Here is a 14502-nt window from a genome sequence, read left to right as displayed (position 1 = left end):
CAGCCCGCCCCGAACTCATGCGCTCTTCACGTTGATCGGCACGCGGCGCGCCAGGGCGCAGATGAGCTCGTAGCCGATCGTGCCGCAGGCGGAAGCGACGCGGTTGACGGGGAGGTGCTTGCCCCAGAGTTCGACCGTGGAGCCGAGCGTTGCGGCGGGAATGTCCGTCACGTCGATTTCGAGCATGTCCATCGAGACCGCACCCGCAAGCGGGGCGATCTGCCCCTCGACCCAGACGGGGGCGCCGTCCGGCATCGAGCGGGGGTAGCCGTCCGCATACCCGCAGGCGACCACCGCGATGCGCGAGGGGCGCTTCGCGATCCAGCGCGAGCCGTAACCCACGGCTTCGCCCGGAGCGATTTGCTGCACGGCGATGATCTTCGCGCAGAGCGTCATCGCGGGGATTAGGCCGAGCTCTTCGGACGAGATGTGCGCGTCGGGGCTGATCCCGTAGAGCGCCACCCCGGCGCGAACGGCGTTGCCGCCCACTTCGGGGTGCCAGAGAATGCCCGCGGAATTGGCCATGCAGGCGGCGGTTTCGCCGTTCGCAAGTCGCCCCATGCGGGTCAGTTGCTTGCCGACCGAGGCGGGCGCGTCCCCGAGGTAGGAGGGTTCGGCGTTCGCAAAGTGCGTGACCACACCCATCACCCGCACGCCCTTGAGGGCGGTGAGCTGATCGTAGACGGTGTTGACTTCGACGGGGAGGAACCCCAAACGGTTCATCCCGGAATTCACCTTGATGTGGCAGCGCACGTCCTTCGGGTTCATGCGCTTCAGGATTTCGATCTGCCAGGGCGAATGGATCACGGTCTCGACGCCGATCGTCTGCAGGGGCTCGATGTCGGTTTCGTCGAAAAAGCCTTCGAGAAGAAGGATGCGCTTTTTCCAGCCGCACCGACGCGCGCGTTCGGCGTCGCACAAATCGATCGTAGCCAGACCGTCCGCCGCCTCGAAGGCCTTCACCGCGTTTTCCAAGCCGTGCCCGTAGGCGTTTGCCTTCACGACCGCCCAGACCGTCCGCCCCTCGGCGCGCTCGCGAAGCACGTTCAGGTTGTGGCGAAGCGCATCAAGATCGATTTCGGCATAAATGGGGCGCGGCACGACGAATTCCTCCGGGAAAAAATTTCGCCCCCGGGTGTTTCGCCACGAACCCCCTCGCATGCCGAGACCGCCGCCCGCAGGGGGAGGCGTGCGCACGCAAGCCGGGCCCGCCCGAAACGACGGAGGCACGGTCTCGAAATTTTACGCTTCCCTTTGCCGGCGGACCCCGCTTCGCAACAAACCGACACGTTTCCCGAGGCCGCGGCGGGCGGCCTCCCGCAGCCCGTCAAGGTCGGGGCATATTCGACCTCGGTCGGGGTTGTTCGACCGAGTCCGTTTGCTAAACTTCGGGGACGTTTATTTCGGGCTTACCGCATTCGGCAGGCCCAGGCTAGGACATGTTTAGATGAATCGTGGTTTTTACACCATCATGGCGGCGCAGTTTCTCTCTTCGCTCGCCGACAATGCCCTGCTCATCGCCGCCATCGCGCTGCTCGCTTCGATCGGCGCGCCGGAGTGGATGACTCCGCTGTTGAAGCTCTTCTTCGTCGTGAGTTACGTGTTGCTCGCCGCCTGGGTGGGGCTTTTCGCCGACTCGATGCCGAAGGGCCGGGTCATGTTTCTCACGAATTTCTTGAAGGCGTGTGGGTGCCTCCTGATGCTCTTCGGCGGCCATCCGCTTCTCGCCTACGCGATCGTGGGTGTCGGGGCCGCGGCCTATTCGCCCGCCAAGTACGGGATTCTCACCGAGCTCCTCCCGCCCGAAAAGCTCGTCGTTGCCAACGGCTGGATCGAAGGGCTCACGGTGGGCTCCATCATCCTAGGGGTCGTGCTCGGCGGGGTGCTCATCAAGCCCGAAGTCGCGCAGCCGATTTTGAACGTCTTCGGTCTTGAGGCCATTGGGCTCCATACCTACGCCGAAGGCGCGATTTTTGCGATCGCCTTCGTCTACCTCGCCGCCTCGGTCGTCAACCTCGCCATTCCCGATACGGGCGTACGCTACCCGAAGCAAAAGCTCGATCCGATCGATTCGATCCGCAGCTTCATGTCAAGTTGCCGCCTCCTCTGGCACGACCGACTCGGGCAGATTTCGCTCTCCGTCACGACGCTTTTCTGGGGCGCAGGCGCCGTGCTGCAGTTCCTTGTTCTCAAGTGGTGCGACCATGCGCTCGGGATGGACCTCTCGCAGGGGGCCGTCATGCAGGCCGTGGTGAGCCTCGGGATTGCGATCGGCGCGGTGCTTGCCGCCGCCAAGGTTCCCCTGAAGCGCTCCCTCTCCGTTTTGCCGATGGGGATCTGCATGGGGGCGCTCGTCACCCTCACGGCCTATTTCACGAAGGACATGGCGCCCGCGGGCGGGCTCGGTCTTTTCGGGTTCGAGATTTCCTGGGCCGTTCTCCTCGCGGCGTTCGTTATGGTGCTCGTCGGCATTTGCGCGGGCTTTTTCGTCGTGCCGATGAACGCCCTTCTGCAGCACCGCGGTCACGTCCTGATGAGCGCGGGGCGCTCGATCGCCGTGCAGAACTTCAACGAAAATCTCTCGATTCTCGTGATGCTCGGCGTCTATTCGCTTCTCATCCTCTTCGACCTCTCGGTGCCCGCCACGATGGTGATCTTCGGGCTCTTCGTGATGACGTCAATGGGGCTCGTCATCTGGAAACACCGCCGCAATCAGGCCGAGTACGACAGCACGCACCTGATCGGCGAAGAAAAACGCCACTGAGAGCCGCTCGGTTTCAGAAAAAAGGCCGCTCGAACGACAGCGTTCGGGCGGCCTTCTGTTTTACGAGCCCCGAGACGGCTCGTCAGTCCGCTTCGGTCGGCACGGACTCCTTCGCAAGCGCCGCGTGCACTGCGTCGATCGTCCGATTGGCGCAGGGAATGTCAAGAAGGCACATGGGCTGCACCTCCGTATCCTCGGCCGTGAGGAGGTCGAAGAAGGCGACGACGAACCCCGCAAAGCCCAGGTAATTCTCCGAGTCTTCGTCGATATCGATGCTCGCGAACACGTGATAGGAAGTACGTCCTTCGCCCGCCGCAAGCGTTGCTTCGCCGATCGAGAGCGTAGCTTCGGGGTCGTCGCACGAAAAGCCCACGGTGACCTTTCCGACGGAATCCTTCGCGGCAACCGTCCCGCGGCAGTCGCCCACGACAAATTCGAACGACCAGTCGCGCGATGCGTCGACCGAAGGCAGGAGTTCCTGCGCCCGACGGCGCGCCTCTTCGGGCGTGGCAACGCCCGGAATCTCAACGCCGTTTTTCTCAACGACGACGGGCACGCACTCGCCCGTGAGCCCCGTCTTCGTCGCCCGATCGATGAACAGCATGATGCGGCACAGGCCCGTGACGGTGTCGACCGACCAATACGGCAAGACGTCGTCCTCCGGCGTGAAAAAGCTGAATTCGACACTCATGACTTCCTCCGTTTTCTTCTTCGAGTGTTTCCCGGGATTTCGGCTCCGTCGGGAATTTCGAGGGGCGAGATGTTTCGGACACATCCGACGTACCGGGCCCCTCGAACTTCGTCAGGCGATCCGCTCGACCCCCGGCCCCGTCACGATGCTCTCACCCGTCGCGCCGCGCGGGCGCACCGTGACGTGTGCGGGAATGCGGTCGCTCACGGCTTTCACGTGACTGATGAGGCCGATGAGCTTTTGCGACGTGCGCTGCAGGGTTTCGAGGGCCGAAAGCGCCTTTTCGAGCGTAACGGCGTCGAGACTCCCGAAACCTTCGTCGAGAAAGAGCGTGTCGACGCGCAGGTTCTTCGTGCTGATGCGCGAGAGCGCCAACGCAAGCGCCAAACTGACGAGGAACGTTTCCCCGCCCGAGAGGTTCGCCGACGTGCGCACGATCCCCGCGAGGTCTTCGTCGCGCACCGCGACGTCCAATTGCGAGGCGCCAGCGGGCTCCAACCGATAGCGGCTGTGCATGTGTTCGAGCATCACGTTCGCGTTCAGAAGAAGCATCGCAAAGGTGAGCTTTTGCGCGGCCTTGCGGAAGCGCTTCCCTTCGCCGTCCCCGATCAGAGCGACGAGCTTCGCCCATTCGGCGCCTCGCAGGCGCTGCGCGTCGATCGCTTTTCGCATCTCGGCACTCGTGCGACGCCGTTCGTCGTCGGCCCGACGCTTTTCCGACAAGCTCCCGAGCGTTTCGCGCAGTTGCGCGACCGCCGAAAGCACCGCGGAAAGGGCCGCGTCGGTTTGTTCGGCATCAAGGCGCGCGTCCGCTGCCCCCTCCGCTTCGAGCGACGCGAAGAGCGCTTCGAGCGCCCCTCGGGCCGCTTCGTCGTTCTGTCGAGCGATCGAAAGCGCGGTGCGTGCGGCCGAGAGCGCCTCGGCGCGTTCGCGCACGGCGCGCTCCAGGCGCTCGATTTCGGCACCCGACAAACACGCCGCACGCAGTTCGGCTTCGCTTTCAAAGCCCGCCGCGCGGAGTTTCTCTCCGAACGCCCGTTCGGCCTCAAGAAGGTCCTTCGCAGCCGCTTCCCTCCGCGCTTCGAGCCCCTTTTCCGCTTCGAGCGACTCGGCGAGCGTTTTCGCCGCCCGACGGCTTTCGGCTTCCGCCGCTTCTTCGCGGGTGCGCGCCGTTGCAAGAGCCGCACGACGCGCCGAGTTTTCAGCCTTCGGGTCGATCGTCCCCCAGGTGCGGGTGCGCGCTTCGCGTGCTTCGGCAAGCGTCTTTTCGCGAGCCTCAAGCGCCGCGCGGGCGTTTTCCGCCCGGGCGCGCGCTTCTTCGCACTTCGCCGCTTCGAGCTCCGCCGCACTTTCCGCGCGACGCGCGGCTTCGAGTGCCGCGTCACGCGCACGAAGCGCCTCGTCGCGTCGGGCGGCGCGCTCTTCGAGCTCCTTCAAAATCGCGGCGGGCTTGGGGGCTTTCGCGAGCCTTTCCTCGGAAATCCAGGGCGAAACCGACTGCAAATAGTCGGCTCGGGCCGCCTCGAGCGCACTTTCGGCCCCCGCCAATTCGCCGACGAGCGTCTGACGCTCGAGCGCCCGACCTTCCGCACGACGGCGGGCCGCATCGGCTTCGTCGCGGGCCTCCCGCTCGGTACATTCCGCAGCCGCCAAAGCGCGACGCGCTTCGTCGGCCTTGCGCTGCGCCGCACCCGCCGTACTCGACCATTCGCGAAGCGTCGCGATCGACCCTTCAAGCCGATCCGCCCCCAAGGGGCGTCCGCCCTCGAACGCTTCGGGCCAGGTGCCTTCCAAGCGCGCACGCACTTCGCCGAAGCGCCCCAGAAGCCCTTCGAGGTAGTCGCGCACCGTGTCCGTGAGGCCTTCGACCCTTTCGAGCACCGCGCGCCCGCGCACGCTTTCGTCGTCGATCGAGGTCACCCACTCGGCGCACAACCGCGCTTCCGCGGCGCGGCGCATTTCAAGGAGGCTTTGTTCCAGGCCTTTGCCGGCCGATGCGATTTCGAGATCGCGCTCCGCCTTTTCTTTGGCGCCTGCGGCAAGCGCCGTTTTCTTGGCGAGCGCTTCCAAGGTGCGACGGCGCTCCGCTTCGAGACGTTCGTCTTCGGCGATTTCCGCCGCAAGCGCTTCGGTTTTCTTTGCGACCGCCATGCGTCGCAGGGCCGCGGCGCGGTGCCGCTCAACCGCAAGCTTCATGGCGGAAAGCCCCGCGCGGATCGCTTCCGCGTCGGGGTCGGAGCGAAGCACCTCTTCGGCCTTCGCGCCCGCGCGCGAGGCTTCGTCGAACGTTGCCCGGGCGGCCTTGACGCGCGCCTCGGACGCCGTGAGATTCTCACGCGCCGCACGGAGGTCTTTGGCTTCGCGCTCAAGCGCTTCCGCGAGCTGTGCGATCTCCGTATCCGCCCGAAGGAGCGCTTCGAAGACGGGCTGGAATTCGGCTTCCGACTTTTCTGCGGCTTCACGTGCATTGCGTGCAGCGGACCGCGCCGACTCGGCCGCTTGCGCGTGCTCGCGCGCCGAGGCCGCAGTCGCGTGGGCTTTTGCGAGGTCCCGCTCCAAGGCTTCGGCCCCGCGCCGATCGCGCTCCAGAGCCGTGAGCCCTTCGGCAGGCGCCAAAGCGCGGCGCGCGGCTTGAAGTTTTGCTTCGTCCTCGATCGTGCGGCAGCTTTCCTCTTCGGCGCGCGCGGTTTGCGCTTTGCGCGCTTTGAGTTCGACCTCGGCCTCGGTTCGGGCTTTCCAGAGCGCCTTCGTTTTTTCGAGCACCGCACGGCGCGCTTCGTGTTCGGTCACGTCTTTGGCCGCCTGCGCGTAGTCGGCATCGAGCGCCGCACGCGCTTCGTCGCTCATCGGAAGCGCGTGTTCGAGTTCGGCTTCGAGCGTCGCGAGCTTTCGGCGCTCCTCGCGTTCGCGCTCGAAGACGGCGCGCCCGATGTCGGAATAAAGACTCGTCCCCGTGATCTGTTCGAGAATCGCCGCGCGTTCGTCCTCTTTGGCGCGCAAAAGGCTCGCAAACGCCCCTTGCGCGAGCATGACGCTCTTCGTAAAGGTTTCGAACGTCAGTCCCGTCACCCGATCGATGGCGTTTCGCCATTCGGTCTTCTTTTCGGCCAAGATTTCGCCGGCAGCGTCGTCGGGGTGCGCGAGGCGCACGAGCTCCACCTGCTCGGGTTGCAGGTTGAGGCTCTTCCTCGCGAGGCGCTGCGACCAGCGCGAGAGGTACGTGACGCCCCGCACTTCGAAGACGACCGCCGCATAGCATTCCGTGCGGCCCTTCGTCATGACCATACACTTTTCCGCCCCCTTGCCGGCTTCGGTTCGGGGGGTCGTGCCGTAAAGGGCGAGCGCAAGCGCGTCGAGAATCGAGGTCTTGCCACTTCCCGTCGGGCCGACGATCGCGAAAATTCCGCTTTGTTGATAGGCGGGATCGCGAAAGTCGATCGAGAATTCGCCCGCAAACGAGTTGATGTTTTTCCAGCGCAGTTTCAAGAGCCGCATCGTCAGTTCTCCGAGTTGCCCGTCTTTTCGGTGTTTTCTTCGGCGGACTTTTCCGCTGCCGCGATCTTCACCGTCTCTTCGTCGGGGAGCGCCTTCACGCGCACCTCGTGCAGGACGTCGTTGAAGAGGTGCGTGAGCTTTTCGCGCTCCGCCGCGTCTTCGATTTCCCGCTCCGCCACCGAGCGGAACACGTCTTCGGGCGTGATGTCGTCAAGGCTCATGGTGGGAAGGCTTGTTTCCGAGGCGGCTCTGCGGGGAGAATGTCGCCGCACGGCACCGAGCACGACTCCGGCTTTTTCCGCCGCGCGCTGCAGCTCGTCGACCACGATCGACGCGTCGGCCGCGTCGCCCTCGTACTCGGCTTCGACGATGGCGGCGAGTCCACCGGGGTTCGCACGATCGGCGATCGCCAACTTCAGCTCGTCGAGCGTCCCCCGGATCGAGACGATTTCGCGCGGCTGCGGCACGGGAAGGATTTCGGGCTCAAGCACTCGCCCATCGTCGTCGATCGTCACGAGCACCACCTGATGGTCGTACGCGGCATGCCCGAAATGAAGCGCCAGAGGCGCGCCGCAGTAGCGCACGGGAATGTCCGCTTTCACGCTTTGCGCGTGATGAATGTGCCCGAGCGCCACATAGTGCCAGCCCGTCCCGAAGGCGGCCGAGGGGACGTTTTTGAGCGACCCCACGTAGACGCTCGGATCGTAGTCGGCGGGTGTCGTGACGCCGGGCGAAAGGCTCGAACCCGTCACGAAAAGGTGTCCCATCGCAACGAGCGGCACGCGCCCGCCCGTTTCGTCAAGCAGGAGATGCCGCACGGCCTGATAGTGCTCGAACACGCCCCGCTCCCACAATTCCGCACGCTCGAGGTTCGAGAGGTCCAAGGCCGACGTGCGGACGTCCCCTTCCCGCAGGTACGGAACCGCCGCGACGCCCAGAATCGGCATCCCCGATTCGTCTTCGACAACGAACGCCTGCTCCTCGGGGTCGTCCCCGGCGACAAACACGCGGCAGCCTTCGAGAAGCGGGCGCGCGGCGCCCAAAAAGCGCGCCGAGTCGTGGTTTCCCGCCGTGATGACAACAGCCTTCACGGACGTTTCGGAGGCTTTCCGAAGGAAGTCGTAATAGAGGCGCTGTGCCGCCGTCGAGGGCATCGTCGTATCGAAGACGTCCCCCGCGACGAGGAGTACGTCGGGCTTGCGCTCGACGAGGATCCCGACCAACCAATCGAGAAAGCTCGCGAAGTCGGCCGTGCGGTCGACGTCGGCGAGCGTGCGCCCGAGATGCCAGTCGGAAGTGTGAAGAATGCGAATCGGCATGGAAAACCTTCGAAGAGCAAGAACTGTCGGATGGCTTGTCCGAAAAGTCTACGCGAAGGCGAAAGGACCCATGGGGGCTCCGTTCGGAAGGCGACCCGCATCGAAAAAGCCCGCGCCCGGAAGCTTCCGGAAGCGCGGGCTCAGCATTGAATTCAAGTCGCTTGCGGCGTCTCGTCTCAGAGGCCGTGCGCGATGCGGTAGGCCGCGATATCCTCGACCGAGATCATCGCCATGCCGTGTTCGAGCGCGTACTTGGCGACGTCGGGCAGGCGCATCATGGTGCCGTCGGGGTGCATGAGTTCGCAGAGAACGCCCGCGGGCTCAAGCCCGGCGAGGCGGCAGAGGTCGATCGAGCTCTCCGTATGGCCGCGGCGCTCAAGGACGCCGCCGGAACGGGCGCGCAAGGGATAAACGTGCCCCGGACGACGGAGGTCTTCGGGACGCCCGTTCGGGTTGGCGGCCGCCTTGATGGTGAGGAGTCGGTCATGGGCGGACACGCCCGTCGTGACGCCCTCCGCCGCTTCGATCGCGACCGTGAAGGCGGTGCCCTGCGTGTTGGTGTTCGTCGCAACCATCGGAGGCAGCGCCATGCGATCGCACGCCTCTTCCGTAAGGCACACGCAAACGATGCCGGAGCAGTCGCGGATCATTTGCGCGACCTGCGCTTCGGTCAGGTGCTGGGCGGAATAAATCAGGTCGCCTTCGTTTTCACGATCCTCGTCGTCGACGACGCACAGACCTTCGCCGCGGCGAAAGGCTTCGAGCGCGCGGACCATGCGTTCTTCGGCATCGGCGCCGAAAGCGGTCAGATCGTAGCGGGCGGATTCAGTCATTGGGCACTCCTTTCTTGTTGGGTGGCGTTAATCGGTTCGTCGCCCGAGGGTTGCGGCCCGACGGCCGCGAAAGAGTGCCGCGCGAGCCCGTACGGGCCCGCACTTTCGGGATGCCTCACGGCGCGACACCTCGCGCGCCGAATGCCGAGTACGAAACGTCGGACGCCGTCGGGAACCTCGTCCCGAGAGGCCGACGACCGAGCCGCTCCCTGCTCTTCCTTCCGGACTGTCACCGTCGGTTCCGGAGTCGCACCGGATCTGCGCGCGGTCCCGTTTTTATGCACGGCCCGGCGCTCGCGGACTTTACCGCCGATAGGGAATTTCACCCATCCCTGAGCAAGAACGCATTCTACGGGTTAACGCTTGAATTCGCCAACAGTCCGTAACGGGACCTGACGAACGCCCTGCCATCCGAGACTCGGGCGCGCGTGTCCGCACGAGAAAAGCCCGCGCTCCGAAGCGTTTCCGGAGAGCGGGCTTTCGGTCGGCTTAAGATCGCAGGAAGTAAGAGCTTACTTCTTCAGCACTTCCTGACTCATCGCCTTTTCGATGGAGAACGGCCAGGCCTGGTAGCCCGTGCAGTCCTTCAGCTGAATTTCGACGGAAGGCGTCGTGCTGCCCCACTTGAATTCGAAGATGGTCGGATTCGGGGCGGTCGCAAAGGCACCCGTCTTGAGGTCGTATTCTGCGCCCGAGGTGGCTGAGTACATCATGATCGAGTCGTGGTCGGGCTGGTATTCGACGAGCGACGTCACCGCACTGAAGAGCTCGTGACCGCGTTCCTTGCCGAATTCCCAAATCTGTTCGACCGTACCCTTCTTCTGGTCGATCTTGAAGATCACGCCGCGAGAGTACTTTTCGTCGGGCAGAGCGGGCTGCTCCATGCCGCGGCCGTCGCCGTTGTCGAAGGCCGAAACGTAGATGATGTCGCCCTTGCTCTTTTCGTCGATCTTGAAGGCCGTGTGCTGCGTCCAGGTCCAGTCGAAGTCGCCTTCGCATTTCGACCCTTCGCACTTGATGGGGTTCCCCTTCGAGTCCACAGGCTTCAGGACCTTTTCGGCCCAACCCTTCTTCCAGCCTTCGGGCGAACCGAGGATCCACTTCACCTCTTTGTCGCGACCGATCTTGATGATGGCGGACTGGTGGCGCGAGGAGATGATGATCGAATCGTCTTCGGGGTCGTAGTCGACGGAGTTGACGTGCGCCCAGTTGCGGCCCGCACCCGTACCGACGATGTCGCCGAAGGCGTCGCTCTTGTCCGCGGCGGCGAGTTCTTCATCGGTGAGGGTCTTGCCGGCCATCGAGGCGTCGATATTAAGGCACACGGCCCCCTGGTCGAGCACCTTCAGCACGTTGTCGCGGTACGGATCCAGAATATCCGCCAGACGCCATTCGTCGACCACCACGCCGTTCTGATCGACTTCGGCGATGACGTCGCGCACCGTGCGCACGTGTTTGCCGTCGGGACGCAGGTAGTTCGACGAGGCGACGCGCAGGAAGTAGTGACCGTTCTGCGCATCGTCGACGGAATGCGAAATGTCATTGAAGCGGTACGGGAGCAAACGATTGAAGACCTCACGGCCCATGATGTCGTACTTGACGTAGCGCTGCCCGTAGCCCCAGGAAATCATGCCGTCGTCATTCTGCTTGAAGCCCATCATGACGCCCGCCTGGTACATGTCGTTCAGGTCGTAGATGGGGTTCGCAAAGAGGAACCAACGGATGTCGCCCTTCGTGTCGATGACGGCGTTCTGCGGCCAGAAGTTCCACTGGAGCGCCCCGCCCGCGGGGTTGTTCCAGACGGCGCGCGTGCCGATCCCGGACTTTTCGGCGATGTTGTTGATGTAGTAGAGGCGATCCTTGAATTCCGGATCGACCTTCTTCACTTCGACGCCGAAGAGTGCGTGACGTTCGGTCGGGATCCCGGCCACTTCCGTGTAGACGGGCGGCGCGTAGAGCTGGTACGTGTCCGTCATCGTTTCGCGCTTGCCGCGAAGCTCACGCGTGTAGGTGACTTCGACGTGGTTCAGGTAGTCGGGGTAGAGGCCGAAGACGGGAATGCCGCCGTGCGTAAGAAGTTGCGCGTCGGAAACCTTGTACTTCAGGTCGTAGCCGTTCGGCTTCGGCACGATGCGCACCGTCACGTCATGGAGCGTGTAACCGTTGTCGCGGATGATGGCGGTGAGCGGCGCCGTGCCGTACGGGTTCATCATGACTTCGCCCAGGTGGCCCTGCATGATGTAGTTCGTGCTCGGGCCCGAGGGGCCGCCCATGGCGAAAGCATCCGCGGACAGGGCGAAAACGCCCAGCATCGCGCAAGAGAGCGCCGTGAATTTGACCGAGTGCATGTCGTTTCTCCTTTGTGGTCGGCCGCACGTCTCGCCGGTAGTTGTGTTGGTCGGTGGCGAGGTGCGACGCGGGAACTGTCGTCCATCTTAGAAAGGGCCTTTCGCCCTCGCCTCGGCAGTTCCCAAGGCCGACGCGCACGAATCGACAAGGTCCCGTTGCACTGTCTGCAACGGGCGTGTTTTTCAGGGGAGAAGCGGCACGGTTCGAAGGTCGGCGGCCGTTTGCCGCACTTTCTGCACCAAGAGGTTCTCGAACCACGAGAGCGACTCGTCCCCGTGCCCGTGCTCGGCTCGAAAGACGTACGGCACGAAGGGCCGCGCCTGGGCGGGCGCCCCGAGAATCGTGACGGGGAGGTGTTTCGCGAGTCGCTCCGCCACGCGGCAGGGCATGAGCGCGACGCCGCGCGTTTCCGCAAGCGCGATCGGGATCGTCGAGAAGAAAGGCGTCCAGAGTTTCGTTGCGCTGCGACGGCCTCCGGGCGAATCCGGCAGATGGTTGATGCAGTAGGCGTGCGGCGTTTCGTCGGGCGAGCGCATCGGAACGGTCGTTCGGATGGAGGCCGCCGCGGACGCTTCGTCGCTCGTTACGACGCCGCCCTCTCGGAGGCGACGGGCCAGCGGATGCTCGTCGTGCGCGACGAAGACGAACATGTCTTCGACGAGCGGGCGCTTCAGAATGCCGGGGTAGTCGTTTTCCGTCGCATAGATCGCAAGGTCGAGCCGCCCCGCCCGCAGGTCCGACGCGAAGTCGCGCCCCAACGGGTGGAAGTTGAGCGCGACGCCGGGCGCGGCGGCGGCGAGGTCCGAGAGCACTGGAAGCACGTACGCGACCAGAGCTTGTCAAGGCCCCCGATGTTGTAGGTGCGCTCCAAGCGTTGCGGCAAGAAGCAGTCCCCTTCCGAAAGCGCGGCGTACGCACCGAGAATCCGCTCGATCTTGGGCGCCAGCGCCTGCATGCTTTTCGTCGGGTGCATGTAATGGTCGCACCGCACGAAAAGCTCGTCGTCGAAAAGCTTTCGAAGCGTCCCCAACATGCGGCTCGCTTTCGAAAGCGAACAGCCGAGCCGCTCCGCCGCCACGCCGAGCGATCGGGTTCGGTGGAGTTCGGCAAGCAGACGAAGCGCTTCCGGATCGGGAAGTTGGTCGGGACGAAGCATGGCGGAAAGGTTCCTCGGTGGTGGTGGCGGTCGATGGTCGGCGGGAGGCGGAAAACGAAAGACGGGGACGCTTGAGAACGCCCTTTCTTGTTCGAGGTCTCTCGGTTCCGCTCCGACAACCGTCCGCAAGGATACCGCCCGAAACTGCTACGGGGGCATCTTTTCCCCGCACCGCTCCCGCCCGGAGACCTTCGTTTTTCCTCCGTCGCCCCATCCTCAGGGTTTCTACTTTTCTCGGAAACCCTGAGTTTGTTGTTTTATTCCGTTATATTGTCGACAATAAAGCGTATATTGTTTTTCACAACGAGGATAAAGCTTGCGTTATTTACGATAAGTACGCTTTTTCCCCATCGACCCACCACCTCCATCACCGGAAAACAACATGACTCAGCAAGAATCCAAGAGCCGAAGCGGGCGCTTCGACCTCCCCGCCAACGAGCTCGTTGAAAACTTCAACGCCACGATCACGTTCGAGCAGCGCGTCTGCCCGTTCGACATTCGCGACTCGCAGGTGCATGCCGACATGCTCGCGCGCCAGGGCATCATCCCGCGCGAAGACGCCGACGCGATCATTCGCGGCCTCGAGCAGGTCGGTGAAGAAATCCGCGCCGGCCGATTCGTCTTCTCCGTCAAGGACGAAGACATCCACATGGCCATCGAAAAGCGCATGACCGAGATCGTCGGTCCGGCAGGCGGCCGTCTGCACACGGGTCGCAGCCGCAACGACCAGACGACGACCTCGACGAAGATGTACCTGCGCCACACCATCCGCGACGTGCAGAAGGCGATCCGCGAACTCCAGAGCGTCATCGTTCGCAAGGCCAAGAGCTACGACGACGTCATCATGCCGGGCTACACGCACATGCAGACCGGGCAGCCGATCCTCTTTGCGCACTGGATGATGGCTTTCTTCTGGATGCTCGAACGCGACTTCACGCGCTTCTCCGACCTCTACGCCCGCATGGGTCGCTGCCCGCTCGGCTCGGCCGCCCTCGCCGGGACGGACTTCCCGATCGACCGCGCCTACACCGCTGCCGAACTCGGGTTCGACGGCCCGACGGAAAACTCCATCGACGCCGTTTCCGACCGCGACCATATGGTGGAATTCAACGCCGCGGCCGCCATGTGCTACATGCACCTTTCGCGTCTCTCCGAAGAACTCGTCACCTTCTCGACGCAGGACTTCAAGTTCGTCGAACTGTCCGACGACTTCTGCACGGGCAGCTCCATCATGCCGCAGAAGAAGAACCCGGACATCGCCGAGAAGGTCCGCGGCAAGACGGGCCGCATGTACGGCAACCTCATGGCGATGCTCACGATCATGAAGGGCATTCCGCTCGCCTACAACACGGACCTCTCAGAAGACAAGGAACAGGTGTTCGACTCCATCGACACGCTCGAAACCTCGCTCGCCATCATGGCGCCGATGATCGACAAGATGCGCGTCAACGGCGAAAAGATGCGCGCCAACGCCGAGCTCGGTTACGCCAACGCCACCGACCTTGCCGACTACCTCGCCAAGAAGGGCATCCCCTTCCGCGAAGCGCATCACGTGGTGGGTGCAATGGTCAACTACGGCATCAAGCACGGCAAGAAGCTCGACGACTTCACGATGGAGGAATACAAGTCCTTCTCCGACAAGATCGAAGAAGACATCCGAGAAGAGATCAGTCTCGAAACGTGCGTGCGCGCCCGCCGCTCCTACGGCGGCACGGCCCCCGAAGCCGTTGCGCGCCAGATCGCCAACGCCGAGAAGGTGCTTGACGACGAAGCCCGCACCCTCGGTCTTCTCTGATCCGCGCGTCGAGCGTCGACCCTCGTACGCCCTCATGAGCCCTTGCGGGCCTCGGGCGGGCGCCCTCTTTACCGGATGCGCTCGCCCGCTTCTTTCTTCC

General features: G+C 63.9%; 9 protein-coding genes, 1 pseudogene and 1 riboswitch. Of the genes and pseudogenes, 2 read left to right on the top strand and 8 right to left on the bottom strand.

The window, feature by feature from the left end; genetic code table 11:
- Nucleotides 1–15: 15 nt before the first annotated feature.
- Entirely contained in the window at nucleotides 16–1101 is a 1086-nt protein-coding gene (gene alr / locus S6FBBBH3_RS03675) for an alanine racemase (RefSeq protein WP_120176467.1), read from the bottom strand.
- A 346-nt stretch (nucleotides 1102–1447) separates the two neighbouring features.
- On the opposite strand from alr, the gene lplT reads away from it, so the two are divergent.
- Nucleotides 1448–2764 carry a lysophospholipid transporter LplT gene (lplT, locus tag S6FBBBH3_RS03670; RefSeq protein WP_120176466.1) on the top strand — a complete coding sequence of 439 codons (1317 nt, stop codon included), beginning with the start codon at nucleotides 1448–1450 and terminating at the stop codon, nucleotides 2762–2764.
- A gap of 82 nt (nucleotides 2765–2846) precedes the next feature.
- Here lplT and S6FBBBH3_RS03665 read toward each other — a convergent pair whose 3' ends face one another.
- The 7 genes and pseudogenes from S6FBBBH3_RS03665 to S6FBBBH3_RS11400 all read right to left on the bottom strand — a co-directional run.
- The gene (locus tag S6FBBBH3_RS03665; protein ID WP_120176465.1) at nucleotides 2847–3455 is read right to left on the bottom strand and encodes a hypothetical protein; all 609 of its coding nucleotides are present in this window, start codon (nucleotides 3453–3455) and stop codon (nucleotides 2847–2849) included.
- Nucleotides 3456–3566: 111 nt separating this feature from the next.
- Nucleotides 3567–6950 (bottom strand): AAA family ATPase, encoded by a 3384-nt coding sequence (locus S6FBBBH3_RS03660; RefSeq protein WP_120176464.1) that lies wholly within the window; start codon nucleotides 6948–6950, stop codon nucleotides 3567–3569.
- A gap of 2 nt (nucleotides 6951–6952) precedes the next feature.
- Nucleotides 6953–8269, bottom strand: coding sequence for an exonuclease subunit SbcD (sbcD, locus tag S6FBBBH3_RS03655; protein WP_120176463.1), 1317 nt, complete (start codon nucleotides 8267–8269; stop codon nucleotides 6953–6955).
- Between the two features lie 176 nt (nucleotides 8270–8445).
- Entirely contained in the window at nucleotides 8446–9102 is a 657-nt protein-coding gene (gene ribB / locus S6FBBBH3_RS03650; RefSeq protein WP_120176462.1) for a 3,4-dihydroxy-2-butanone-4-phosphate synthase, read from the bottom strand.
- 205 nt (nucleotides 9103–9307) lie between these two features.
- Nucleotides 9308–9446, bottom strand: a riboswitch (FMN riboswitch).
- Between the two features lie 168 nt (nucleotides 9447–9614).
- Entirely contained in the window at nucleotides 9615–11450 is a 1836-nt protein-coding gene (locus S6FBBBH3_RS03645; RefSeq protein WP_120176461.1) for an aryl-sulfate sulfotransferase, read from the bottom strand.
- Nucleotides 11451–11633: 183 nt separating this feature from the next.
- On the bottom strand, nucleotides 11634–12272 hold the full coding sequence (locus tag S6FBBBH3_RS03640; protein WP_232008825.1) for a LysR substrate-binding domain-containing protein: 639 nt from the start codon (nucleotides 12270–12272) through the stop codon (nucleotides 11634–11636).
- 149 nt (nucleotides 12273–12421) lie between these two features.
- Nucleotides 12422–12607: pseudogene (locus S6FBBBH3_RS11400) on the bottom strand (helix-turn-helix domain-containing protein); the annotation flags it as partial.
- Between the two features lie 382 nt (nucleotides 12608–12989).
- Here S6FBBBH3_RS11400 and argH point away from each other — a divergent pair.
- Entirely contained in the window at nucleotides 12990–14402 is a 1413-nt protein-coding gene (argH, locus tag S6FBBBH3_RS03630; protein WP_120176458.1) for an argininosuccinate lyase, read from the top strand.
- The last annotated feature ends 100 nt before the right edge of the window (nucleotides 14403–14502 follow it).

Source organism: Sutterella megalosphaeroides, assembly GCF_003609995.1.
Taxonomy (GTDB): domain Bacteria; phylum Pseudomonadota; class Gammaproteobacteria; order Burkholderiales; family Burkholderiaceae_F; genus Sutterella; species Sutterella megalosphaeroides.
Note: the sequence above shows the minus strand (reverse complement) of the source record. Positions and strands in the feature narration are given on the sequence as shown.